Origin of the sequence: Psychrobacter sp. KH172YL61, from assembly GCF_007182895.1 — a bacterium.
GTDB lineage: Bacteria > Pseudomonadota > Gammaproteobacteria > Pseudomonadales > Moraxellaceae > Psychrobacter > Psychrobacter pacificensis.
In genome coordinates, this window is record NZ_AP019516.1 from 2,792,992 (window position 1) to 2,816,473 (window position 23,482).

Below are 23,482 nucleotides of genomic sequence, written 5' to 3' on the forward strand. Positions count from 1 at the left end.
AATAACGGATTGTGATGATTAGGATTTTCGTAAGAAATTTAGCAATAGCTTTTCTGTATAAGACTGTTGTTACTGAAAGTTCTATTCATAAATAATAAATAAACAAAAGTAGATATTTATAAATGGAATATACAATGGCAACGTTAATATTGAGCATCTTTGTTATTCTAATAATCACTATGATAATCGCTAGTAATTATTACTTCACCTTAACCAAAAAAATAATGAAACGTTACGACAAAGCACCTTATCTACTCATCCTGTTTTACAATCCCTCATACCATATAACCTTTTACGCAGATTATAAAAATGATTTAAATCCTAAAGAAATAAATGCGTTTAAGTACTATTTTATACTAGACCTCTTGCAAAAGTAGCAGAGGGAATTAAAATAAGAAGAACATTCATCGTTGTCTAAGAACCATGCCAAACATAGATAAGCTACTCAAACAAAGTGACGCTGGTTTTAAACGCTACACTGGCATTCATAAAGCCACCTTTTATGACATGCTTGAGGCCATGCAAGAGCATGAAGCATCTAAGACCAAATCAGGCAGACCAAGTGTGCTCAGTCTTAAGGAGCAGATACTACTAGCCCTGACTTATTGGCGTGAATACCGCACGCTTTATCATATCAGTATGGACTTTGGTATTCATGAGTCTTCTGCTAGCCGTATCATTCGTAAAGTAGAAGACACACTGATTGACTCTGGCAAGTTTGAATTGCCTAAAAAGCTGCCTAGTCGTGTCGATGAGGACATCAATTGGAGCGTCGTCATTGTCGATGCCACCGAAACCCCAATTGAGCGTCCAAAAAAACCAAAGAGACTACTACAGCGGTAAGAAAAAACAACACACCTTAAAAGCGCAGGTTATCGTTCATTGGCAAACCGGTTTGATACTTGATGTGCAAACCTGTAAAGGGTCAATCCACGATTTTAAGCTGTATAAAGATACTTGTCCTGATTGGTTACCTGAGAACACTAACTATCTAGCAGACAGTGGTTATCAAGGGTTAGCAAAGCTACATAACCAAACTTTCACACCATTTAAGAAACCTCGTGGTGGTCAGTTATTGGAGATATGCAAACAGGCCAATCACTATCTGGCAAAGTTCCGTATTGTGGTTGAGCACAAAATAGGCTTAATCAAGTTGTTTAAAATCGTGGCTCATAAATATCGCAACCGTCGTCAGCGCTATGATCTTAGAATGAAGCTGTTTGCTGGTATCATTAATTCCGAGCTTAAATTATGACTTTTGCAAGAGGTCTACTTTACATAGTTACCATTGTTTTGTTTATAGCGCTGTTAATCATAGGCAATACCCTTATATATCTGAATAAAAACTAAGTGTCGCCTTTGACAAAACATCTTTCTACTTGTCAGAAAGTCACAGGCTGTGTCAGTATTAGCGTCATTAATTTTTTATCAGTAAAAAATAAATTGTAGGAAATTGGCGTCTATGAGTGAATTATCAGAGCAAGCTTCAGATAAGCAAAACCCCGAGCAAAAAAACAGTACACACTACCGTTATTTGGTTTTTATCGGGCGTTTCCAGCCGTTTCATTGTGGGCACAAGGCAGTCATTGACGAAGCGCTCAAACGCTCTGATGAAGTGATTATGCTGATTGGTTCGGCCAATCTACCACGCAGCTTACGTAATCCATTTAGCGTCGCTGAACGCGCTGCAATGATCAAGGGCGCTTACTCAGCAGAAGACGCCGCTCGTATCCATTGCGTCGGTCTAGACGATGCGCTCTACAATGACACGCGCTGGCTACAATACGTCCAAGCAGGCGTGAAATCGGTCACGGGTGATTTGCAAACGGATATTGGCTTGATTGGTCACTCAAAAGACAGCTCATCATATTACTTATCGCTGTTCCCTAACTGGGCATCGGTGTCAGTACCCAATTATCATAATCTATCAGCCACGCCTATTCGCGACAGCTATCTGATGGGCGCTACGCCAACGCCTGAGCGCACGCCTGAGTCAACGCGCAGCGTCCTCGATGCATTCAAAAAAACGGACGACTATCATCAACTGCATGAAGAAGCGGACTTTATTGATAAATACAAAAGACAGTGGCAATCTGCCCCCTATCCACCAACCTTCATGACGGCTGATGCGTTGATTGTACAATCTGGGCACATCTTACTAGTCGAGCGACGTAGTATGCCAGGACGCGGATTGTGGGCACTACCGGGTGGTTTTTTAAACCCAAAAGAGACGCTATTTGACGCTTGTATTCGCGAGCTGCGTGAAGAGACACGCCTGAAAGTGCCTGAGCCCGTATTGCGCGGTTCTTGCCACAGTCAGCATACCTTTGATGACCCGTATCGTTCAGCACGCGGACGCACCATTACCCAAGCCTTTTACTTCCAGCTAAAAAACGACCCAAAAGGGGTTGCCAAAAGTAAAAGGCGGTGATGATGCGACCAAAGCATTTTGGCTACCATTGGCAGAGCTTGATGCCAAAATGATGTTTGAAGATCATTATGCGATTATTACCAAAATGGTTGGGTTGTAGTTTTTCGTTATTAAACGGATGATCAGGTCATGGTCAAATCAACCCTCACTGATATCTACACAATGTATTTTTTAACTTTTTATACCAGTGCCGATAGACGGCAATGGTTAACCGCCGCCACTGTTCTTTCAAAGCAGCTGCGGCAGCTCAAAGCAGAGGAGTTCTGTGATGTACACCAGTAATTTAAATAATTTAATCTTAAATAGTGACAGCTATAAAACCTCACATTGGGTGCAATATCCAAGTGGTAGTGAGTATCTGTCCAGCTACATTGAAGCGCGCAAAGGCGACTATGATGTGGTGTTCTTTGGTCTGCAGGCCTTTATCAAAGAGTACCTAAGCACCCCTATCACGCATCAAGATATCGACGAAGCCGAAAAAGTGGTTAAAGCGCATGGCTTAACCTTTAATCGTGCGGGCTGGGAGCACTTGATTGAAAAACACAACGGCTATTTGCCACTGCGTATTCAAGCCGTTCCTGAGGGCAGCATCGCTCCGGCATCAAATGTAGTCTGCCAAGTTATCAACACTGATCCTGAGTTTTATTGGCTACCAAGTTATATCGAAACAGCGCTATTACGCGCGATTTGGTATCCGTCAACGGTCGCTAGTGTCTCTCGCTATTGCAAAGAGATTATCCGTCAAGCGCTAGAAAAGTCAGCGGACAATACAGAGTCGCTACCTTTTCGCTTACATGACTTTGGCGCGCGGTGCGTCGAGTCAGGGAGACGGTTGCCCTTGGCAGCTTGGCGCATTTGGTCAACTTTGCTGGTACCGATTCAATGACAGCACTTATTGCAGCCAGTCGCTGGTATCAGATGGGTGATGACATGCCTGCGTTCTCTATCCCAGCGGCCGAACACAGCACAATGACGGCTTGGGGACGTGATGGAGAAACCGCTGCTTTTCACAATATGATTGAGCAGTTCGGCGGCACAGACAAAGCGTTTTCGGTGGTATCAGACAGTTACGACCTATGGAATGCGATCGATAATATCTGGGGCGATGCCTTAAAAGATGAGGTCGAAAATATGGGTGGCACTTTGGTTATTCGCCCAGACAGTGGCGAGCCGACTAAAGTCGTCCGTGAAGCGCTAGAGCGCTTGGCGCTGAAGTTTGGCACGACGGTAAACAGCAAAGGCTATAAAGTCTTGCCTGACTACGTGCGAATCATCCAAGGCGATGGCATTAGCTCACAAAGCTTAAGCAAAATCATTGACGTGATAATCAAAGCAGGCTTTAGCATAGAAAACGTGACATTTGGTATGGGCGGTGGTCTATTGCAGCAAGTCAACCGTGACACCATGAGCTGGGCGATGAAATCGAGCGCTATCTGTATCGATGGCACATGGAAAGATATTTATAAAGACCCTATCACCAGCCGCTCAAAACGATCGAAAAAAGGGACGATTGGCACTGGTACAAGATGGCAATGGCCAGATCAAAACCATAAAAGAGCAAGCATTGGGTAGACCATCAGACAACCTATTACGCGATGTCTATGTTGATGGTCAATTATTGATTGAGGACAGTCTCACGATTATTAGGGAACGTGCAGGATGGTAGATACTAATAAACTAACATCTATCGCAAAAGATGTATTATTTGCGCCTGTATATCTTTATCAGGGTCGTAAAATCAAGCGTGAAACCGTTCGTTTGCCGGAGCCAAACGGCGACAGACATGGTATGGTTGAGCTATCAAAAGCAGATGATGGACTGTCATCTAAAAGCCAAGAGACGCTCAATTTGATGGTCGTGGGCGACTCAGCAGCAGCAGGTGTTGGCAGTCAGACTCAGCAAGAAGCGCTGGTTGGTAAGCTGATTCCGATATTGGAACAGAATGCCGTTATTCGATCGAACTTTGCACAGCTCAATTGGTCATTACAAGCGACAACTGGTCATACTAGCTTTGATATTTTGCGCAGATTATATGTCCTCCCTACTCCCTGACCAACCTATCGATGTGATGCTGCTGAGCGTTGGGGTCAACGATACGACGTCCAATGTCTCTGTGCATCAATGGCAGCAGCAAATTGAAGATACCATTGATATTGCGCAGCGTAAATTTGGCGTACGCGAGTTGATTTTTTTGAGCTTACCACCGATGGCGCAGATGCCTGCGATTCCCTCCCCACTCAATAATTTTGTTGGGGCAAAGGCCTCAATACTTGATGAGATATTGCAAAAAGTCTGCGCTGCTCATGACGGTGTCAACTATATGGCAACTGACTTTGCACGCATGATATCAGAGCATGGCAATGGTCAGCCTATTGATATTGCCGTGATGTTCGCCAGTGATGGCTTCCATCCTAGCAGCCTAATGTACGGTTATTGGGCACAGCAGATCGTAGAGAACATGACCCAACTGTTAGACTCACCCACCGCTCAGACGGATTGCTAAAAACACGCAAGTATTGATCTATCGACACAAAAAAACCGCTGAATCATCAGCGGTTTTTTATTACTTAGCAAAACACATTTACACCATAGGTATAAATTATTCAGCAGCGTCAGCAGCTTTCTTGCTACGGCCACCAAATGCACCAAAGCGTTTGTTGAAGCTTGCAACACGGCCTTCAGTAGAGGTTTTACGTTGCTCACCAGTATAGAATGGATGCGACGCACTTGAGATATCAAGTGGGTAGTATGGGTATTCTTTACCTTCGTATTCGCGAGTCGCTTTAGTCTTAGCCGTTGAACGAGTCAAAAAGAACACGTCAGCGTTCGTATCATGGAACAAAACTTCTTGGTAATCAGGATGGATATCTTTACGCATAATAAACTCTCTAGGTCCGATGTATGTATGGCAATTTGCGTCAACATCATGAGCGATGTCTCAAGCAAACGAAAACATACGTAACTGAGGCACTAAGGACATTATAAGTATGGCAACTGCGTCACTGGCTTATTCCAGCACAAAGCACCACTCTTCTGCTCACTTAGCCTTTCCCCAGCGGGAAAATTAAACCGCGATTTTAACGGTTTTTGTCACCCAACGCAAGCCGCAGTTGTGATAGAGATATGTGATAAGTTGTCACCAATACACAAATAGTGTTGAGATGTACGAGTTAACCCAATACAATACTTTGGTTAGTTTAATTAATCAATTATATAGATATCTGTAGTTAAGCTAACGAGCTTTAGCTTTTCTTTGCCATTTATCTATTATCTATCGAACATTTATGCGATATGGCTAGTCAGTTTTCTTCAAAAAATATCGCACTCTTTGTTCATCGGTAAGCACAACTTCCCTAACACTAAATAAGGACTATTCAATGATAAACACTACCATCAAAACCACTACTAAGGCACTATTAATCAGCTCAGCACTTGCTATCACGACTATGGCAAGCGCTGCTCTACCAACTCAGTGGCAACTAGATAATTCACATACTCGTGTCGGTTTCTCTGTTGAGCATATGGGATTTTCTACGGTTATGGGGCACTTTAGTGATGTCGACGGCACTGTACAGTTCGATCTAAAAAACCCAAATCAAACTCAATTTAACTTTGTTGTAGATACAGACAGTATTGATACTGGTTGGGAAGCCCGTGACAAGCATCTGAAAACCGATGAGTTTTTCAATGTTGAGAAGTACCCTACCATGAGCTTTAAATCCACTCAGGTTAACTTTATCAATCCACAACAAGCAAAAGTCACTGGCGACTTTACTTTACTTGGTCAAACCAAACCATTAACACTTAACCTAACGCTAAAGAAAATCGATAACAGTCCTTTGACCAAAGAGCCTGTGATTGGCTTCCGTGCCACAGGTAACATCGATCGTACAGCGTATGGCATGGATGCATACTCACAAGGCATCACCACCAACGTCCCTATTCAGATAGATGGCGAATTGGTAGAGAAAAAGTCAAAATAGACGTCATTCGCTATTAATCGCTTTTACTAGCAACAATAAAAAAGCAGCCCTTTTATAGAGGCTGCTTTTTTTGTCCAACAATAGCGTTATAAGATACTATTTGGTTGGAATAACATGCCAAACGTCAAATTTGTCATCACCATCTTTATCGCCCATTTTTGTATCATTAGCATAGAAGTATAATGGTTTACCATTCATCGCCCATTGATACTTACCATCTTCACGCTTGAACGCCGCAAACTGGCCAGAAGCTTTAGCATTGCTTGGTGCTTGGAAAATTGGCCACACAACTTGACACGCTGTGCCGCAATCTGACTTGTTCATTGAATCTTTGTCATAGGTATAAAGCGTCATGTAATTGGTTGCATCAACCAACACGCCATTTTGCTAGCGACAGGGCAGTGTTTTTATTGGTTGCTTGGACTTCGTGCGTGCCTGACATGTCATTTCCAACAACACTTTTTAGGGTCGTACAACCGGTCAATGCTAATACGCCAGTTAGTGCAGATAACATCATGATATTTTTCATAGCAACTTCCTTGTCATTTTGATAATTGTCATTTTGATAATTGTAATAGTAAATTTTATGAGCCGTTTTTATTTTTTGATGTGAAAGCGATAAAAACAAAGCTTTGATCTCACTTGAGCGAAATAAATATAGCACACAGTTTTTAGCGATGATGGCCATCAATATACAAACTTACAAAAGTGGCTGAATTTTACAAAATGCTTAAACACAAGCCTTTTTTGGCTACAGAAAACTGACCTTATCCCCATTCTCCAGATGCTGCACTCAACCTCGCCTATTAGAAACTGCCCAAGGCCACCTCACCTCGTTGACAAAACTCATGCATCTACTTACGTATTTGTCATCATATTGTCTGTAGTTCTTCGTAAAATGAACTTATAGAAATGAAGTATTACTACACAATGGACAATCCCTCTGTTGTGGCTTATAAATAAATATTGAACTTAGCGACCTTCGCACGCATATCAATAGTTACAAGACATTTAACGATTACACCGAGCATGGCCTGATGCAAATGCTACTAAGGATATAATGACGACAATGACTCAGTCTTCTAATAAAAATCACGCTCATTCTGTCAAACAAGATGATTCTTCTAAGGTGCTGTCTTATGGAGATCATCAAAACTCGCCAATCAAACGTCCTACTAAACGCGTCGGCATTTTGGGCGGCGGTACTGCAGGCTCAACGATTGCCATTCGCCTTGCGACACTAGGGCTTGAGACTTATTTGTTTGAGAAGAAAAAATCACTCATTGATGGCCCACCAATGTGTCATTTGCATGCTGGCGGCAACTTGTACCGCGAGATACCTGATGAAGATTGCGTGGCACTTCTCAAACAATGTATTGATATATTACGTCTCTATCCTTATACCATCGATGTTCGTCCTACTGTATTTGCGGTGCCGACACGCGATGAAGGACTGCCTGAAGACTTGCTGCCGCGTTTGGATATTTTGACAGAAGCTTATCAAGAGCTTATCGAGCAGGATGTCAACAATAAAGTACTTGGCGAACCTGAAGACTACTATCAACTCTATAGCCATGAGCAGTTGCTTGAGTTGTCTGAGCGTGAGCAAGTTGAAGTACCAAGTACGGTTGATGAGTGGATGATACCCGTTGCCAAATACTTAGACTTAAATAAGGTAAAATTTCCACTGATTGTCGTACAAGAATATGGCTGGAATATCTTTCGCTTGGCGGCTTCTGCGCAGTTGGCGCTTGAAGAATATGATCATGCCCATGTCTTTACTGACACCACAGTACAAAAAGTAGTCCCTGTGGATTGTGAAAACTGCACCAATGCCGATCACCATGTTACCAAATGGCGCATTGACTATCAGCAAGCAAACGACTCTCAAGCTGACTCTATCGAAGTCGATTATTTGGTCAATGCTTGCGGTTTTCGCACTGGTGTCATCGATGACATGGTCGGTGTTGAAGTCACGCGCATGGTCGAGTTTAAATCCTCTTATGTCACCCATTGGGGCGATGCAGGTGGACAGATACCTGAGATTATTGTTTATGGTCAACGAGGTACGCCCGAAGGCATGGCGCAGTTAACCCCCTATCCGGGTGGGTATTTTCAGATACATGGCATGAGTAAAGCCATTACCTTATTTGATGACGGTCTGGTCGCATCTAGCTCAGACAGCGCTCAGCCTAAACTACCACAGCAATACGTACACTATATCGAGGGATGGCTGGGACAAAGCGCCGCTACAAGCGCGTAGCCAGCAGGCGATTGAATATGTGGCTGAGTTTGTACCGACGTTCAATAGTGCACGCACTGTTGGCAATGCGCTATATGGTGGGCAGCAAATTCCTGGAGAAGATGATACGTTGCGAGTGGCTGACGTAAGCTTGTATTCTAATATACGTTACGCTCGTGCAGAAAATGTCAAAGCATCTTCGACTTTGATCGCCTCTGATCAGATAGTCACTGAGCTGACGACGCTGGGATTGATACAAAACGATACGCCAATGAATCGTAGCCGCTACGCACACGAATGGTCGTACTTGATACATAACGATGGTCTGGCTGTTGATAAGGTTGCACGTGTACTCGCTGAGCAGCGTGGATTTCCAATAGCAATGGCAGATGTCAATCACAGTATTCGTGAAGCAGCACTGGATGATCTCTCACCCGCTGGTGTATAGCAGGTATTAGTCATTTCTAGCGTTTACGGTTAGCTTTATGAATATAAAACTGACTATACAAAAGGAGCGGACAACCAATAATCGGTTATCTGCTCCTTTTTTACGTGACTGCTTTTTGCTCGATTTTATAAAGCTTAGCTGTTGCTACCAGCCATTTTTTCTGTATCTACATGATCATTGATAGTCACGACGGTCTGTAGCATCTCGATTGCCTCGCCAATCGTATTGCACACCACCAAACGATCTAAATCTTGCTGCTTCATAAACCCTTGCTCGGTGGTATATTTTAGATGCTCAATCATACGGTCATAAAAACCATTGATATTGAGAATAATCATTGGCTTTTCATGTTGATACAGCTGACGCCATGTGGCGATTTCCATAATTTCTTCTAGTGTGCCCAGTCCGCCCGGCAAGGTAATAAAGGCATCAGCATACTCTGCCATAACGGTCTTACGCGTGTGCATGGTATCGGTCAAATGCAAGCGAGTCAGCTGCTCATGAGCGATTTCGTGCTTGAGCATAAAGGTTGGAATGACGCCTACCGCCTCAGCACCGCCTTTGATGACCTCATCTGCGACCGCGCCCATGAGACCAATGCTAGCACCGCCATATACCAGTCCCATACCATTATCTGCCAACGCACTGCCAAGCTCGCGTGCTGCCTGCTCATACACATCATTGTTGCCCAAGCGTGAACCGCAATATACGGCCACTAGCGGCATGGACAAGGCAGACTTATCGACTGCTTTTTCAATATTGGTAATGTCTTTGCTCGTGATTACATCATAAGTATCATCGTTGATTTTCATTTGCATATGGTTTCCTTAATTTATCGATCATTTTTTATTGAGTGTTTGTTATTAGTAAAGGTCAAATACCACACGTTTCATTTATAGTGTTATGCACGCCATTTATAGAATGAGTTCAACCAAGTCATACAAAACTTGAAAGTCATATTTGAGTACCTGTCTCGCTAGTATTTATCTTAACATAAGCAATGCTACCACATAGTCACAACGATTTATCACTACGCAACAACTACATTTTAAAGATGGGAATTGACGACTCATCGCAGTTTAATAATCACTATCTACTCATAAAAAACATGAAGGTATCACGATGGATAATCACAACGCTGTTTCTGCCGCAAAGTATGCAGAAAGTATTATTAACAATCCTTTGATTAGTCCTAATATTGCTGATGGCACAACCAATATCGACACGTACTCGTTGAGCATCATGACTGATCGCAATCAGGCATTGGCAGCCACTGTCTATCGCCCTAAAGAGGGAATGACAAAAGCGATTATGATCGCGCCCGCCACCGGTATCAAACGCCATTTTTATCATAGCTTTGCTATCTATTTAGCAGAGAGCGGCTTTGGCGTACTGACTTTTGATAATGAAGGGATTGGTGAGTCGCTTTCGACCAATCTGGCAAAGTGTGATGCTTCGCTCATAAGTTGGGGGCGACACGATATGCCTGCCGTACTTGATGCGCTGCAAGATGAGTTTCCTGAAGCGTCTTATCACCTTATCGGTCATAGCGCAGGAGGGCAGCTTATCGGTTTGATGCCAAATTATCAGGGAGATTACGTCCGTATTCAATGTCGCGTGCTCTTCAGGCCGTATCAAAAACATGGGCATGCCTTATAAGCTCAAAGCCATGGGATTTATGGACGCCTTTATCCCATTATCAAACTTAACCTTAGGGTACACACCATCAGACAAAATCGGCATGGGCGAGCCACTACCGCGCGGCGTGGCTCGTCAATGGCGTGAATGGTGTAATGGCGCAGGCTATATCAAGACTGCTTTTGGTAAAAGTATACACACCCATTTTTACGATGCACTCAGCATGCCAGCATTGTGGCTTGGCTTTAGTGATGATGATATTGCCAATAGCGAAAACATGGATGACATGATACGCGTATTTACGAACATGCCCGTCGAAAAGCGGTTTTTAAATCCTGAAGATTTCGGATTAAATCATATCGGTCACATGCGCTACTTTAGCAGTAAAACCAATGCTAAAGCGCCTGAGCTGTGGCAAATGGCAGTAGATTGGTTTAGTAAAGGTGAATAGCGTTGTTCATCCATCAGTATAAGAGGCCGTCGCGACTGATATCATTTATTTGTATCAATACACAAAGTCGATAAATGCGCTTTTATTACTTAGCATTGTTTGTTTTTTCTGCTTCTATCCGCTTCTTTAGGGCAGAATACAGTGACGGCTGCATATTATGAATATTGCCTATCATCCATTTAACATAGCTGATAGGCACCTCTTTGATTGGCTTGCCTTTGTGTTTGCCAAATGGCATCTTGCTCACAGGCGTCGCTTTATTTGAGATAGCATGTGCCGCTGCAAAATCGGTCGGTGCAATCTCTAAACGCTCGCAGCAGGCTTGGTAAAGTAGATAACACATCCGCGCATCCCCTAGCGCATCATGAGCGGCAATCGTCATCATGCTCGCCTCGCCCTTACCCAATAATTGCTCGATACACTTAGACTGACCATAAGCGCGCCACTCTGGAAAGGCAGCACGCGCGAGTCTCACAGTACAAATCAGCTTAGCAGAAGGGCTGCCAATCACTCGCCAATCAAAGCGTACATTATGACCAATCAAATACTCTGGCAGCTCAAACTGATCCAACTCAAAACGCTCAAGACCAGCCACGTCAGCATCAGTAATACCATGCACCTTGATGACGGCAGGGGGATATAGAGCGGCCGCTATTGAAGTACTTCATCCATTCAAATCCAGTTGCCACGTTGATCGTCGCCACTTGAATGGGTCTCGGATCACGGCCTTGATCGGTTTCAGTATCGATGACAAGCGCTGTTTCAGCCATAGTAGCCGTATCTGTCATGTCAGCGGTGTTCAAAGCATCATTCATAAAAAATTAACCATTCGTAGCACCATCATCGCTCAACCGAAGCGTTAAGTAGATAAAGTTATATTTGCTGTGCTTGTATTTAACCACACCTGTATTTATGGGGATAAAAGCCATAGATAACAATGCGATACATACCTTAGCAGATAGGGCTTTTATAATATTAGCTCATATAATATAAAACAGATAAGAGACATCAATGCTAGCAGATGGAAAAAACCAACCACCGAAGCCTTCTTTTGTCAGTCGTGTACTCGGCGTACTGATTAAGGCGGTTGTATTGCTAGGGTTTTTATTTGTCTTTGATAAGCTGCTACCCAGCATTAGCGAGCAGACCCAATCGTTTGTGGTCGCCAAATGGCAGCAGATGAGCCTATTACAACAAGAACTGCCAACAGAGAACAGCTTGCCAAATCCGCTACCAGACAAGCGTCTGACCGATACGTGGGGTGCGGCACGCAGTCAAGGGCGCTCACATGAAGGCATCGATATCTTTGCAGAACGTGGCACGCCGATACAGTCAACCACGCAGGGAATTGTGAGTAAGGTTGGTGAGAATAACTTGGGTGGGCGCGTGGTCGTCGTGGTAGGGGCCTGGCGGTGCTGGTCATTATTACGCGCATCTAGAAGACTATGCCGATATTGCGCCCAATGATTGGGTCAATCAAGGCGATATTATCGGTTATGTGGGTGACAGCGGTAACGCAAAGGGACACCGCCACATGTACATTACGGTATTTATATCAATGGCAGTGCCGTCAACCCTTACCCGCTGTTGCAAAAAGACTAGGTATACTAAATTAGGCATGCTAAATAAATCCGCATGACGAGTCTAAACAATATGGGCAAGGCCTGTACTAATTTGTCGCAGCCGATCTCACATACGCGGCTGGAAATACCACACTAAATGTCGACCCCTCTCCCTCTATTGAGTCAATCTGCAACTGCGCCTCGTGCTGATGCAAAACGTGCTTCACGATAGCCAGCCCTAATCCTGTACCGCCTGTGGCACGACTACGCCCTTTATCAATACGATAAAAGCGCTCCGTCAAACGCGCAATATGCTCTGGTGCGATACCAAGTCCATCGTCCTCAACGGCAAATCGGCACCCATCCGATGTCTGCGTCCAACTGATGGTAATATTACCGCCTTTTGGCGTATATTTAATCGCATTAATGACTAAGTTGGACAAGGCGCTGATCAAGTACACCTCCGACCCATATAACCCGTCATAGGTATCTATGTGCAAATGAATGGTGTGCTTGTACGCTTGGTTATATGCCTGTGCATCATCATAGATATTGGTGAGGAGTTTGGTCATATCGACATCATTAAACTCATGCGTCTCTTCGATTTCAATCTTGGAGAGCAGTAATAAGTCATTTACGATTCGATTCATACGGGCTGTTTGCTGGGTCATCAGCTCAAAACCGCGACGCCACTGTGGCGGCATGTCTGGTTGGTGAGAGAAGTTCTCCAAATAGCCCATCATTACTGTCAGCGGCGTGCGTAGCTCATGAGAGACATTCGCCACAAAGTCTTGGCGCATTTGCTCTAAATGCTGTACGCGGGTCACATCATAAATAAACAATAGCTTCTCGTCACCAAAAGGCGTGAGCTCACACTTTAGATAACGACTGGGATCGCGCCACGATTCTATATGAATACCATCATTGGGCAGGGTGGTGTTTTGATAGTACTGGCGAAACTCGGGCACAATGATAAAGTCAAACACACTTTGGCCTTTGTCAGCTGGCTGCAGTGACAAGAGATCCTGCGCCGCCTGATTCCACCACTCTAACCCATCATCTTCATTCAGTAAGATGACCGCATCTCGCAATGCTCGCAGCGCACTTCTGATTTTCTCTAATTGCTCCGCCGCATTTTGGCTAGCGATTTGTGCTGGCGCATCTTGCTGGTCATTATTATAGTTATGGTCTTTTTTCTTTTTTGCTGGCGCTATCTTGTTCATTTCTTATCCTTACCACTATCCGCTATTTTATTTATTGTTATGGTGGCATTGTTCATACAAGATCAAGTTATCAAAAATCAACTTATATAAGATTAGCTTGGCTCAATAAGACTAGAGAACCGATAGCCTGTACCGCGCACCGTTTGTATCAATGTATCACAATCATAAGGACGCAGTAGTTTACGTAGACGCTTGATATGTACATCAATGGTTCGATCTTCGATATAAACGTTACCGCCCCAAACCTGATCGAGCAGCTGCGTTCTTGTGTAAGCGCGCTCTGGGTGACTCATAAAAAATGCCAGTAGACGATATTCTGTCGGGCCGACCTCGATGACTTTTCCTGCGGCTGTCACGCGCTGGCTTTTGGTATCGAGACTCAGCTGACCAATTTCGATAGGCTTGTCGCTACTCATCGCGCTACTACGGCGCAAGACGGCTTTGATTCTGGAAATCAGCTCGCGCGTCGAAAAAGGCTTGGTCATGTAATCATCTGCACCTGCATCTAGGCCGTGAACCTTGCTGTCTTCTTCGCTTTTGGCCGTTAGCATAATGACGGGTATCTCAGAGAGCATCTCATCGCTTTTGAGCATACGACAAAAATCAACACCGCTCTTGTCTCCGGGCAACATCCAATCTAATAATATTAATGACGGTCTATGATCGACCACTTGCTGATGCGCTTCTGATACGTCAGCCGCTTGTAGGCTATCAAACCCAGCCATTTCTAGCGTCATCACAACCATTTCACGAATCGCAGGTTCATCTTCAACAATCAAAATTTTCTCATTATACATAGGACATTCTCGGTGTTAGCGGACAAAATCTGGCATATAAAAAGGCGATAAATACTCACCAGTCTCTATCTATTAAACGGATTAATTATGACAGCCTGATGACACTCTGATGTCAGATCTCCAATAGAAAATTAAGTGGTCCATCATTGATGCTTTCAACTTGCATATCAGCGCCAAACTGACCAGTGGCTACATTCGGATACTGGGTTTTGGCATAGTCGATGAGTTGCTCGAACAGCACTTGGGCCGCATCAGGTGCCATCGCGCCATCAAAGTCAGGGCGGCGACCTTTATCCGTTTTTGCCATCAGCGTAAATTGTGACACTAATAACAATCCGCCGCCGACTTGCTGGACGTTTTTATCCAGTTTACCAAATTTGGCAGGATCGTCATCATTTTCAAAAAATGCGATAGGTCAATATTTTGTCAATCATTCGCTTGGCGGCGGCGAAATCATCATCATGACCCAACCCAATATAGGCCAATATCCCATGATCAATTTTGCCAACACAATGCTCATCGATAGTGACGCTAGCACGGCTCACTCGTTGTATCAGTGCTTTCATTTACGACCTTCTTTATTTATAAATGGCTTACAGTTTATGGTCAGACAATAATACGCTGTCCATGATAAAATATGGCCATTAACTTGCCTATGCAATAATGACATCACATCCTATTTTGGTAGCCTTATTATGAATGTATTTACCACCTTACAACAGCTGGTACCGCAGCAAAAGCTCAGTAAAGTCGCTGGACGTTTGGCCGCCAGTCGTCATCCTTATGTCAAACGCACCTTTATCCGTGGTTTTGCCAAAGCTTATAATATCAGCCTAGATGAGTATGAGCGCCAGAGCCTTAATGCTTACGAGAGTTTTAATGACTTTTTTACTCGTGAACTAAAAGAAGATGCTCGCACCATCGATACCACCGCAAACGGCATCGTTAGTCCTGCTGACGGTATCATCTCTCAGCTTGGGCAAATTAAAGATCATAAAATGCTACAAGCCAAAGGGCGTCACTATGACGTTGGCCAATTGCTGGCTGATAGCGAAGATGGCCGTTATTTTGCCGATGGTAGTTTTGCGACAATCTATCTAGCTCCTAGCAATTACCACCGTGTTCATATGCCATTTGCCGGTACGCTGACCAAGACTCGCTATGTCCCTGGTACGCTGTTTTCGGTCAACAATACCACGGCAGCTAATGTGCCGGACTTGTTTGCACGTAATGAGCGTTTGGTCTGCATGTTTGATACCAAGTATGGCAAAGCGGCCGTTGTCATGGTAGGCGCTATGATTGTCGCTGGTATCGAAACCGTCGCCACTGGCAAAATTACCCGCACGGATGATATACAAGAAGCGGATCACGATATGCAGTTTGCGGCAGGTGATGAGCTTGGTCGTTTTTATTTAGGATCAACGGCTATCGTAGTGTTGCCAAAAGCAGCAAAAGCCGATTGGCAAGAGACCATGAAAGCCAATAGTTTTGTAAAAATGGGTCAATTACTGGGTGTCACGAAACCGTAATTTATTTCTAATATAATAAGAAATAAAAGCCCAGTGAAGCGTATATCACAATGCTCAACTGGGCTTTTTTTATACCTAGCGTTTTTATAGATTTACGCGTCGATCAACCATCCTTGCTGGGTCGCATAGTCAATATTGTGTGATAGCCATTTATGAATAGGAGCAAAGCTGTCTTGAATAAACGCATGTGCACCTGCGACTTGACTACGTGTCACTCCAAGCTCACGCCACGTTTTGCCTTCAGTATTTAAGTTGAGCAAAAATGGCAGTAAGCGATCGACCACTTTAAGTAGCGCAGTCTCTTTACTACTGCCTGTCTCTTGCGCCTCCCAAATCTCACTCAAATTGCCAATCCCATTGCCGCGTTCGCCTTGCAATCTGGCGATACCCGCTCGCTCCTCAACATGTGCATCATGACGCGAGTCGGCGTACAAAAACGTATCGCCCGCATCAATCTCGCCCAAATCATGTACCAGTGCCATCTTTAGCAATTGTTCATGATTGACATCCAGCTCAAACAACTCAGCGATCGACCAGCATGCCATTGCTAAGTGCCAAGAATGTTCGGCAGAGTTTTCTCTGCGATCAGTCTCAGTCACGTAACTACGGCGATTCACGCGTTTGAGCGCATCTAGCTCTAGTAAGAAATGAGTGACGTCCTCTATATCGATAGTTGCAACGGATTTTTGATCGGTCAATGACGTCAGTGTGTTTGAAGACATATTTCTCTCTGATTTTTTGATAATTTTACACATTACGGTGTGGCTAACAACAAAATAGCGCTGATGTTATCAAGCGCTATCTCTTATAAGTCATTGGGTCAAATGACTGAGCACCCTATTATATAACCATCTACTTAATCAAATTCAGAATGGTTTTGAAAGCAGGGTCTTCACTGCTACGGCACAACTCAAACAAAATGGTTTCTACTGTCGAGATTATCCCACCTGCACGGCGAATACGGCGAATGGCTTGTTTTTTGTCGTATGGAAAACGCGAGCCAACGGCATCGCCAATAATGACCGGTTGCATACCATTGTCTAGCAAATCAAGCGCGGTCTGTAGCACACAGACGTGTGCCTCAACTCCGATAAGCAATACGGTACTACGGTTTTGCTGCGCTAAATGATGCCATGTGTCATTGTTATCGCAGGCACTAAATGTGACTTTTTCAAAGCTCTTTGCATTGTCGCCCTCTAGCACATCACGAAGCTCTGGCAAGCTATCGCCCAATCCTTTTTTATACTGCTCGTTGAGCATGATGGGAATACCAAGCGCTTGCAGTCCTTTGATTATGGTCACTGTTTTTTTGACGATATTTTCGTGATCATAAATGTACGGCGTGAGGCGTTCTTGTACATCGATAATCATCGCTTGGGTGTTTTCACGAGCAATTCGGTAAGTACGATCAGTAATCATGGTAGACATAGTACACTCCTTGTACGACTGATATTTATTATAAAAAGCTATTTTAGAATGGTCATTATTAGAGTTGTCATCAATAACATCTTAGCTCAGCTCACCCTTATTTAGTCACAGTTTCTTGAATGCGTCAATGGAGATAATTTTCATACGTACCTGTGTGCTCTTTACTACGCCAAGCATTAACTCGCTCATTATATTCACAAAAAACCCCCAGCCATCACGGCTAGGGGTCATTATTAGAATATTTTTAATCAACAAATGTTACAAACTGGTTGCCGATTTTAAAATTAAACACGCTCGATAATAGTGGCGATACCTTGACCAAGACCGATACACATGGTTGCAAGGCCAAGCTCGGTATCTGACTGCTCCATTGCATTGAGCAATGTCACTGTGATACGAGCACCTGAACATCCTAGTGGATGACCTAGAGCAATCGCGCCACCGTTGATGTTGACGATATCTTGCTTGTCCGTCAAGTTCAACGCTTTTAAGACTGATAGGCCTTGTGCGGCAAAGGCTTCGTTTAACTCGATGGTTTGCATGTCATCGATGCTCATGCCAGCACGCTTCAAGGCTTTGTTGGTGGCTGGTACAGGACCATAACCCATAATCGCTGCGTCACAACCAGCGACAGCCATGCTACGAATACGAGCGCGAGGCTTTAGACCAAGATCTTTGGCTTTTTGCGCGCTCATGACTAGCATCGCTGACGCACCGTCAGAGAGTGCAGAGGACGTCGCAGCAGTCACTGTACCGCCTTTTGGATCAAACGCTGGACGTAGCTTTTGCATTTGCTCCATCGTCGCATCTGGGCGAATCACTTCATCGACGGTACATAGCTGCAGGCGGCCATCTGCATCATGACCTTCGATGCCGATGATTTCATTATCAAAACGGCCTTCAGTGGTCGCAGCCCATGCACGGCGATGCGATTCAAGACCAAACGCATCTTGCTCTTCACGCGTAATGCCATTCATACGGCCTAGCATCTCAGCGGTCAACCCCATCATATTTGAGGCTTTTGCATAGTGCTTAGAAGCGGCAGGGTTTAGATCAATACCATGCATCATGCCGACGTGACCCATGTGCTCAACACCGCCAATGATAAACACATCACCTTGGTTGGTCATGATTTGTGCAGCTGCGGTATGTAGTGCCTGCATAGATGAGCCGCACAGACGGTTAACCGTTTGTCCACCAGCAGTCTTTGGAATACCTGCCAATAGGCCAATGTTACGACCGATGTTCATGCCCTGCTCTAGTGTTTGGTTGACACAGCCCCAGATAATATCTTCGATGTCATTGGTGTCGAAGTCGTTACGTTCTACTAGCGCGCGTACCAGTTCAGCGGATATGGTATCCGCACGTACATGGCGGAACATACCATTTTTAGATCTGCCCATCGCTGAGCGCACGCCATCTACGATGACCACATCTTTTGGACTTAAAGTTGTCATACTATCTTCCTTTTCAATTTTTATTGTCAGTGTTGTCGATTTAATCGGGCTCTATAGCCATCTATCACGCGATCCGTACATCAGTACGATAACTATCTAGATGTTTTCGCGCTGGATATTATCGCGGCAGGCCAGACCTGATAAAACCGACCAAAACGGTGCGTCTGCTATTTTTTTATCACCGATAGCGACGTCAGCAAACGCACCCCACTTATCCTAATACGGTATGCTCGTTACGCTGTGGCGTAAAAAGTCTCGCCAGCGGCTGCCATGTCGCGAATCTTTTGCGGCGCTTCATAGGCTTTGCCAAGGTGTGCGTATTTTTCGCATAGTGCCAAGTAATTATCGAGACCCATTTGGTCGATATAACGACAAGGACCACCGCGGAATGGCGGGAAACCGACACCCATAATCATTGCCATGTCAGCCTCGGCAGGCGTGCTCACGATGTTGTCTTCTAGGCAGCGAACCGTTTCGTTGCAGAAAGCCAGCATAGTGCGGTCGATGATGGTTTGATCATCAAACTCTTTTTGTCGCTATCTGTCGTGGTTTTAAGTAGCTCATAAGTGGCGTCGTCAGCGACTTTCTTTGGCTTACCGCGCTTGTCAGTTTCATACTTATAGAAACCTACGCCGTTTTTCTGACCCAGACGCTCGTTTTCGTATAGATGCTGGATGGCACCTTTGTAGTCAGGTTTCATGCGATCTGGGAAACCATCTGCCATCACTTCTGCGCCATGTACACCTGTATCTAGACCGACCACGTCGATTAGGTATGCAGGGCCCATTGGCCAGCCGAATTTTTCCATGACTTTATCAACATGGGTAAAGTCAGCACCTTGCTTGAGCAATAAATCAAACGCGCCAAAGTATGGGAACAATACGCGGTTGACCAAGAAACCTGGGCAGTCGTTGACCACAACTGGCACTTTGCCCATTTTTGAGGCGAGTGCTACGGTAGTCGCGATGGCTTCTTCAGAAGATTTTTCACCGCGAATCACTTCAACGAGTGGCATGCGATGTACTGGGTTAAAGAAATGCATACCGACGAAGTTCTCTGGGCGATCAAGCGCCTCAGCAAGATAGGTGATAGAGATAGTCGAGGTGTTTGACGCTAGGATGCAATCGTCTTTTACTAGCCCTTCTACTTCTTTTAGAACTGCACGCTTCACATTTGGATTTTCTACGACCGCTTCGATAACGATATCAGTCTCGCTAAAGTCACCATAGTTCAAAGTAGGACGGATGCGGCTTAAGGTTTCACCCATTTTCGCTGGGGTCATCTTCTTACGTTCAACCATTTTACCAAGCAGTTTGCTGGCTTCGCCCATACCAAGATCTAATTGCTCAGACTTGATATCTTTCATGATAATTGGCAAGCCTTTGCTGGCCGCTTGATACGCGATACCGCCACCCATGATACCAGCGCCTAGTACAGCGGCCTCATTGATATCGTGTGCAAGCTTGCTGTGTTTTTTGGCCAGTTTTTGACTAGCTGATCGTTTAAGAATAGACCAACCAAGCTCTCTGCTTGCGGGGTTTTGGCCGCTTTGGCAAAGCCAGCAGCTTCAACTTCAATCGCTTTGTCACGTGGTAGGTTGACGTGCTTTTCAATCGCTTCAATAGCAAGAGCTGGTGCTGGGTACTGCTTAGGATTGGCTTTAGCAAAATAGCACCTTTGGCACTATTAAATGCCATAGCTTGCTCAAGCTGGTTTAGCTTAACAGGAGCCAGTTTTTCTTCACGTTTTGCTTGCCAATCAAGCTCACCTGAGATACATTTTTGACCAAATCAATGGCTGCATCTTGCAAGTCGTCAGCTGGTACGGTTGCATCAACCAAGCCGAGTTTTAGCGCATCAAGTGGTTTTTTTGGTGTGCCAGTGGCGATAAGCTCAAGCGCGTTATCGATACCAATGATACGCGTACTACGAACCGTACCACCGAAGCCTGGGAAGATACCTAGCTGAGTTTCTGGTAGACCGATAATCGCTTTGTCACTCATGACGCGGTATTCACAAACCAAGGTCATCTCACAGCCGCCGCCCATTGCCGCGCCATTGATGGCCGCCACTTTCGGGAATGGCAAATCTTCAAAACGATTGAAAGCGTCATTGATATGAACGACCCAATCTTTGATATCGCTTTCTGATTTTTTGAAAGAAGCCACAAACTCTGTGATATCAGCACCAGCGATAAACACGCCTTTGCCTGAAGTGACGATAAGACCTTTGACGTCGTCCGCTTTTTCTAAAGCAGTAACGGCTTCACCAAACTGTTTGTTGGTTTCGGCATCAAATTTGTTCACGCTCTCATTTTCGGCGTTGTAGTGCATGTTGGCGATGCCATCTTCTAGCATTGTCACCGTGATGCGATTTCCTTGGTATACCATTTGAAACTCCTTTCTATATAACGAAAGCTACGTTTTGAATTAAAATAAATAGCCAGTTACTGTTAGTAAAATGGGTAATAGCACTGTGCGCCGCCTTCAAGACAAACATCGTCATAAAGACAAACACATAGAGGGCGCATCAGTGAAGGTGTCTTTATTATCCAGCGCTCATGATTTGATACTTATTTTGACGTCTCTTGTACCCCATCACACGGCGCTTCATTTATATGTTGCAAATACCGCTATTAAAATACTGACTGAGACATGGTCTAACACTGATAATTGCTGAAGTAATACGCTCAGTAAAAACCCATTACGGTCAACATCAGACCATTTTCACGTCAATTAGTGTAGGGGATTATGCCCCCAACTGTCACAAGCTAATGCCATACTCGCAAGTCACTCTTAAATCACCTGTAGGCATTTACCTTATGCGCAAAGTGTTTTAGTGAATACTTGTATACTGAGTTACTATTTTGAATGTATTCGGTCTTGCTCGTCTTTACGGTCTACCACCTCAAGGGTGATAAACCGTTGGTGTAGCCCAATTAATATAATTTACTTAGCTTGCGCTTTTATCAAAACATATTCAACCGGCAAGTGACATCAGCGATGCGTAACCAAGACTTGTTGTAAGATTACGATTGTACTGCCTCGTTTTTGGATAAATCAGAGCTATAAAATGCAAAAAACAAACGATTGATACCGTGTCTCACACGAGCAATATGGCCTATCATGCTACACTAATACCGTTTTTACCTTGTCCTTAATAAGTTTTCATTGTATCCCTGATAAATGGTTGGATTATGACGGTTTCCCTTACTTCTAGCGCTACCTCTTCTGGCTTTGCCCCTTTTAACGCTGTCTCTTTTCAAAGCACTGAGCAATTTCATAGTGCTGTGCGCGCGCAACTGACGCAAGATATTGAGGTCTTGTTTGCTTATGCCAAGCTGCCTAGTCCACTGGTAGATGCCTGTCGTTATGTCATGACGGGACAAGGTAAATTGGTGCGCCCATTGATGGTTGCCAGTGCTTTTGCCAGTATTAATAGCGGTAATAGTGAACGTACAGGCGAGCGCAATGACGACATCGACATGCTCAATGCTGATCTGGACTCATTGCTAGAAAACGACTCAGACTATGATATGTCGCGCCGTGCTGCATTGGCCGTAGAGCTACTACATACCTATTCGTTGGTGCATGATGATTTGCCATGTATGGATGATGACGAGCTGCGACGTGGGCAACCGACTGCTCATATTGCCTTTGATGAAGCGACGGCACTGCTAGCAGGAGATGTATTGCAGACGCTCGCGTTTGAAGTATTGACCGCGGAAATGCCAACCTTTGCGCCATTCGATGCCAATATCGCAAGTCAGCTATTGGCCATATTTGCCCCGCGCGCTAGACGCATGGTATCTGGGCAAATGCTGGATCTGAATGCCGAAGCCAGTACTGATATTGTGCAAAACGATTTAGAAGCCATCCATCGTGACAAGACAGGTGCACTGATTGAAGCGGCCATGCTTATGGGCGGCGTCTGTGCTGGCGCAACGGCTCCACAGCGTATGGCATTGCAAGAGTGCGCCCAATATATCGGTCTTGCCTTTCAAGTTCAAGACGATGTATTGGACGTCACGATGACGACAGATACGCTTGGTAAGCCTGCGGGTAGCGATGAAAAATTGGACAAATCTACCTATGTAAAACTGATGGGCGTCGATGACGCGACCAGCTATGCGCAATCGCTATTTGATGGTGGGCGCGCGGCTATCAGCCGTGAACTTAGCAATAATCAAGACAACACTGTCAAAAACAATGATGCGCTACTGGCATTGATTGAATGGCTGTGGTCACGTAAGAAATAGCTAGTGAATAGCCGCTGAATAAAAACAGCTCAGAAA

Annotated in this window: 24 protein-coding genes and 4 pseudogenes; 15 read left to right on the forward strand and 13 right to left on the reverse strand. The window is 44.6% G+C overall.

Annotated elements, in window-relative coordinates:
• Window positions 1-423: 423 nt before the first annotated feature.
• The 7 genes and pseudogenes from PKHYL_RS14835 to PKHYL_RS14865 all read left to right on the forward strand — a co-directional run bounded on the left by PKHYL_RS14835 (window position 424) and on the right by PKHYL_RS14865 (window position 4,934).
• Window positions 424-843, forward strand: coding sequence for a transposase family protein (locus PKHYL_RS14835; RefSeq protein ID WP_240365372.1), 420 nt, complete (start codon window positions 424-426; stop codon window positions 841-843).
• Window positions 803-1,255 (forward strand): transposase family protein, encoded by a 453-nt coding sequence (locus tag PKHYL_RS14840; RefSeq protein ID WP_240365373.1) that lies wholly within the window; start codon window positions 803-805, stop codon window positions 1,253-1,255. Before PKHYL_RS14835 ends, PKHYL_RS14840 begins: the two co-directional genes overlap by 41 nt.
• Window positions 1,256-1,462: 207 nt before the next feature.
• A pseudogene (locus PKHYL_RS14845) lies at window positions 1,463-2,531 on the forward strand (bifunctional nicotinamide-nucleotide adenylyltransferase/Nudix hydroxylase).
• A gap of 168 nt (window positions 2,532-2,699) precedes the next feature.
• Window positions 2,700-3,317, forward strand: coding sequence for a nicotinamide phosphoribosyltransferase domain-containing protein (locus PKHYL_RS19070; RefSeq protein WP_240365490.1), 618 nt, complete (start codon window positions 2,700-2,702; stop codon window positions 3,315-3,317).
• The gene (locus PKHYL_RS19075; RefSeq protein WP_240365491.1) at window positions 3,242-4,003 is read left to right on the forward strand and encodes a hypothetical protein; all 762 of its coding nucleotides are present in this window, start codon (window positions 3,242-3,244) and stop codon (window positions 4,001-4,003) included. Before PKHYL_RS19070 ends, PKHYL_RS19075 begins: the two co-directional genes overlap by 76 nt.
• 87 nt (window positions 4,004-4,090) lie before the next feature.
• Window positions 4,091-4,483 (forward strand): hypothetical protein, encoded by a 393-nt coding sequence (locus PKHYL_RS14860; RefSeq protein ID WP_240365492.1) that lies wholly within the window; start codon window positions 4,091-4,093, stop codon window positions 4,481-4,483.
• Complete coding sequence (locus tag PKHYL_RS14865; protein WP_240365493.1) at window positions 4,464-4,934, forward strand: SGNH/GDSL hydrolase family protein; 471 nt, start codon at window positions 4,464-4,466, stop codon at window positions 4,932-4,934. Before PKHYL_RS14860 ends, PKHYL_RS14865 begins: the two co-directional genes overlap by 20 nt.
• A 96-nt stretch (window positions 4,935-5,030) precedes the next feature.
• On the opposite strand, the gene PKHYL_RS14870 is transcribed toward PKHYL_RS14865, so the two are convergent.
• Complete coding sequence (locus PKHYL_RS14870) at window positions 5,031-5,309, reverse strand: type B 50S ribosomal protein L31 (RefSeq protein WP_075107333.1); 279 nt, start codon at window positions 5,307-5,309, stop codon at window positions 5,031-5,033.
• A gap of 499 nt (window positions 5,310-5,808) precedes the next feature.
• Between PKHYL_RS14870 and PKHYL_RS14875 the strand changes: the two genes are divergently transcribed.
• The gene (locus PKHYL_RS14875) at window positions 5,809-6,414 is read left to right on the forward strand and encodes a YceI family protein (protein ID WP_240365494.1); all 606 of its coding nucleotides are present in this window, start codon (window positions 5,809-5,811) and stop codon (window positions 6,412-6,414) included.
• A gap of 96 nt (window positions 6,415-6,510) precedes the next feature.
• Here PKHYL_RS14875 and PKHYL_RS14880 read toward each other — a convergent pair whose 3' ends face one another.
• Window positions 6,511-6,792: a COG4315 family predicted lipoprotein gene (locus PKHYL_RS14880; protein ID WP_240365495.1), complete on the reverse strand. Its 282-nt coding sequence runs from the start codon at window positions 6,790-6,792 to the stop codon at window positions 6,511-6,513.
• Complete coding sequence (locus PKHYL_RS14885) at window positions 6,782-6,943, reverse strand: hypothetical protein (protein ID WP_240365496.1); 162 nt, start codon at window positions 6,941-6,943, stop codon at window positions 6,782-6,784. The genes PKHYL_RS14880 and PKHYL_RS14885 overlap by 11 nt, the downstream gene beginning before the upstream one ends.
• Window positions 6,944-7,474: 531 nt before the next feature.
• Between PKHYL_RS14885 and PKHYL_RS14890 the strand changes: the two genes are divergently transcribed.
• Window positions 7,475-8,677: a hypothetical protein gene (locus PKHYL_RS14890; protein ID WP_240365497.1), complete on the forward strand. Its 1,203-nt coding sequence runs from the start codon at window positions 7,475-7,477 to the stop codon at window positions 8,675-8,677.
• A 19-nt stretch (window positions 8,678-8,696) separates the two neighbouring features.
• A complete protein-coding gene (locus PKHYL_RS14895; RefSeq protein WP_240365498.1) occupies window positions 8,697-9,104 on the forward strand; it encodes a hypothetical protein in 408 nt (135 codons plus the stop codon).
• A gap of 134 nt (window positions 9,105-9,238) precedes the next feature.
• Here PKHYL_RS14895 and PKHYL_RS14900 read toward each other — a convergent pair whose 3' ends face one another.
• Window positions 9,239-9,922 (reverse strand): LOG family protein, encoded by a 684-nt coding sequence (locus PKHYL_RS14900; RefSeq protein ID WP_442966084.1) that lies wholly within the window; start codon window positions 9,920-9,922, stop codon window positions 9,239-9,241.
• A 304-nt stretch (window positions 9,923-10,226) separates the two neighbouring features.
• Between PKHYL_RS14900 and PKHYL_RS14905 the strand changes: the two genes are divergently transcribed.
• Together PKHYL_RS14905 and PKHYL_RS14910 are read left to right on the forward strand one after the other, a co-directional pair.
• Window positions 10,227-10,763 carry an alpha/beta fold hydrolase gene (locus tag PKHYL_RS14905; protein WP_240365499.1) on the forward strand — a complete coding sequence of 179 codons (537 nt, stop codon included), beginning with the start codon at window positions 10,227-10,229 and terminating at the stop codon, window positions 10,761-10,763.
• On the forward strand, window positions 10,747-11,193 hold the full coding sequence (locus tag PKHYL_RS14910) for a hypothetical protein (protein WP_240365500.1): 447 nt from the start codon (window positions 10,747-10,749) through the stop codon (window positions 11,191-11,193). The genes PKHYL_RS14905 and PKHYL_RS14910 overlap by 17 nt, the downstream gene beginning before the upstream one ends.
• A gap of 85 nt (window positions 11,194-11,278) precedes the next feature.
• On the opposite strand, the gene PKHYL_RS14915 is transcribed toward PKHYL_RS14910, so the two are convergent.
• Both PKHYL_RS14915 and PKHYL_RS14920 read right to left on the reverse strand, forming a co-directional pair.
• Window positions 11,279-11,812 carry a putative quorum-sensing-regulated virulence factor gene (locus PKHYL_RS14915; RefSeq protein ID WP_240365501.1) on the reverse strand — a complete coding sequence of 178 codons (534 nt, stop codon included), beginning with the start codon at window positions 11,810-11,812 and terminating at the stop codon, window positions 11,279-11,281.
• Window positions 11,796-12,008, reverse strand: a complete 213-nt coding sequence (locus PKHYL_RS14920; RefSeq protein WP_240365502.1) for a hypothetical protein — start codon at window positions 12,006-12,008, stop codon at window positions 11,796-11,798. Before PKHYL_RS14920 ends, PKHYL_RS14915 begins: the two co-directional genes overlap by 17 nt.
• A 196-nt stretch (window positions 12,009-12,204) precedes the next feature.
• Here PKHYL_RS14920 and PKHYL_RS14925 point away from each other — a divergent pair.
• Window positions 12,205-12,795, forward strand: a pseudogene (locus PKHYL_RS14925) (M23 family metallopeptidase).
• Between the two features lie 67 nt (window positions 12,796-12,862).
• Here PKHYL_RS14925 and phoR read toward each other — a convergent pair.
• From phoR to dtd, 3 genes and pseudogenes are all read right to left on the reverse strand, one after another.
• The gene (phoR, locus tag PKHYL_RS14930) at window positions 12,863-13,978 is read right to left on the reverse strand and encodes a phosphate regulon sensor histidine kinase PhoR (RefSeq protein ID WP_093070394.1); all 1,116 of its coding nucleotides are present in this window, start codon (window positions 13,976-13,978) and stop codon (window positions 12,863-12,865) included.
• A 92-nt stretch (window positions 13,979-14,070) separates the two neighbouring features.
• On the reverse strand, window positions 14,071-14,775 hold the full coding sequence (phoB, locus tag PKHYL_RS14935; protein WP_058025125.1) for a phosphate regulon transcriptional regulator PhoB: 705 nt from the start codon (window positions 14,773-14,775) through the stop codon (window positions 14,071-14,073).
• A gap of 112 nt (window positions 14,776-14,887) precedes the next feature.
• Window positions 14,888-15,341, reverse strand: a pseudogene (gene dtd, locus PKHYL_RS14940) (D-aminoacyl-tRNA deacylase).
• Window positions 15,342-15,470: 129 nt separating this feature from the next.
• On the opposite strand from dtd, the gene asd reads away from it, so the two are divergent.
• The gene (gene asd, locus PKHYL_RS14945) at window positions 15,471-16,304 is read left to right on the forward strand and encodes an archaetidylserine decarboxylase (protein ID WP_071002894.1); all 834 of its coding nucleotides are present in this window, start codon (window positions 15,471-15,473) and stop codon (window positions 16,302-16,304) included.
• Between the two features lie 92 nt (window positions 16,305-16,396).
• On the opposite strand, the gene PKHYL_RS14950 is transcribed toward asd, so the two are convergent.
• From PKHYL_RS14950 to fadB, 4 genes and pseudogenes are all read right to left on the reverse strand, one after another.
• The gene (locus tag PKHYL_RS14950; RefSeq protein ID WP_071002893.1) at window positions 16,397-17,026 is read right to left on the reverse strand and encodes an HD domain-containing protein; all 630 of its coding nucleotides are present in this window, start codon (window positions 17,024-17,026) and stop codon (window positions 16,397-16,399) included.
• 130 nt (window positions 17,027-17,156) lie between these two features.
• On the reverse strand, window positions 17,157-17,732 hold the full coding sequence (locus tag PKHYL_RS14955; RefSeq protein ID WP_058025121.1) for an isochorismatase family protein: 576 nt from the start codon (window positions 17,730-17,732) through the stop codon (window positions 17,157-17,159).
• Between the two features lie 284 nt (window positions 17,733-18,016).
• Window positions 18,017-19,189: an acetyl-CoA C-acyltransferase FadA gene (fadA, locus tag PKHYL_RS14960; RefSeq protein ID WP_071002892.1), complete on the reverse strand. Its 1,173-nt coding sequence runs from the start codon at window positions 19,187-19,189 to the stop codon at window positions 18,017-18,019.
• A gap of 233 nt (window positions 19,190-19,422) precedes the next feature.
• Window positions 19,423-21,578: pseudogene (fadB, locus tag PKHYL_RS14965) on the reverse strand (fatty acid oxidation complex subunit alpha FadB).
• An 806-nt stretch (window positions 21,579-22,384) separates the two neighbouring features.
• On the opposite strand from fadB, the gene PKHYL_RS14970 reads away from it, so the two are divergent.
• The gene (locus PKHYL_RS14970; protein WP_093070404.1) at window positions 22,385-23,446 is read left to right on the forward strand and encodes a polyprenyl synthetase family protein; all 1,062 of its coding nucleotides are present in this window, start codon (window positions 22,385-22,387) and stop codon (window positions 23,444-23,446) included.
• Window positions 23,447-23,482 lie beyond the last annotated feature (36 nt).

Excerpts from the sequence above, each read along its gene's own strand:
- fadA (WP_071002892.1), bottom strand. The coding sequence starts at position 19,189 with ATGACAACTTTAAGTCCAAAAGATGTGGTCATCGTAGATGGCGTGCGC.
- PKHYL_RS14905 (WP_240365499.1), top strand. The coding sequence starts at position 10,227 with ATGGATAATCACAACGCTGTTTCTGCCGCAAAGTATGCAGAAAGTATT.
- PKHYL_RS14890 (WP_240365497.1), top strand. The coding sequence starts at position 7,475 with ATGACGACAATGACTCAGTCTTCTAATAAAAATCACGCTCATTCTGTC.
- PKHYL_RS14860 (WP_240365492.1), top strand. The coding sequence starts at position 4,091 with ATGGTAGATACTAATAAACTAACATCTATCGCAAAAGATGTATTATTT.
- PKHYL_RS19070 (WP_240365490.1), top strand. The coding sequence starts at position 2,700 with ATGTACACCAGTAATTTAAATAATTTAATCTTAAATAGTGACAGCTAT.
- PKHYL_RS14910 (WP_240365500.1), top strand. The coding sequence starts at position 10,747 with ATGGGCATGCCTTATAAGCTCAAAGCCATGGGATTTATGGACGCCTTT.
- PKHYL_RS14875 (WP_240365494.1), top strand. The coding sequence starts at position 5,809 with ATGATAAACACTACCATCAAAACCACTACTAAGGCACTATTAATCAGC.
- phoB (WP_058025125.1), bottom strand. The coding sequence starts at position 14,775 with ATGTATAATGAGAAAATTTTGATTGTTGAAGATGAACCTGCGATTCGT.
- PKHYL_RS14970 (WP_093070404.1), top strand. The coding sequence starts at position 22,385 with ATGACGGTTTCCCTTACTTCTAGCGCTACCTCTTCTGGCTTTGCCCCT.
- PKHYL_RS14835 (WP_240365372.1), top strand. The coding sequence starts at position 424 with ATGCCAAACATAGATAAGCTACTCAAACAAAGTGACGCTGGTTTTAAA.
- phoR (WP_093070394.1), bottom strand. The coding sequence starts at position 13,978 with ATGAACAAGATAGCGCCAGCAAAAAAGAAAAAAGACCATAACTATAAT.
- PKHYL_RS14955 (WP_058025121.1), bottom strand. The coding sequence starts at position 17,732 with ATGTCTACCATGATTACTGATCGTACTTACCGAATTGCTCGTGAAAAC.
- PKHYL_RS14900 (WP_442966084.1), bottom strand. The coding sequence starts at position 9,922 with ATGCAAATGAAAATCAACGATGATACTTATGATGTAATCACGAGCAAA.
- PKHYL_RS14950 (WP_071002893.1), bottom strand. The coding sequence starts at position 17,026 with ATGTCTTCAAACACACTGACGTCATTGACCGATCAAAAATCCGTTGCA.
- PKHYL_RS14920 (WP_240365502.1), bottom strand. The coding sequence starts at position 12,008 with ATGAATGATGCTTTGAACACCGCTGACATGACAGATACGGCTACTATG.
- asd (WP_071002894.1), top strand. The coding sequence starts at position 15,471 with ATGAATGTATTTACCACCTTACAACAGCTGGTACCGCAGCAAAAGCTC.
- PKHYL_RS14870 (WP_075107333.1), bottom strand. The coding sequence starts at position 5,309 with ATGCGTAAAGATATCCATCCTGATTACCAAGAAGTTTTGTTCCATGAT.
- PKHYL_RS14885 (WP_240365496.1), bottom strand. The coding sequence starts at position 6,943 with ATGAAAAATATCATGATGTTATCTGCACTAACTGGCGTATTAGCATTG.
- PKHYL_RS14865 (WP_240365493.1), top strand. The coding sequence starts at position 4,464 with ATGTCCTCCCTACTCCCTGACCAACCTATCGATGTGATGCTGCTGAGC.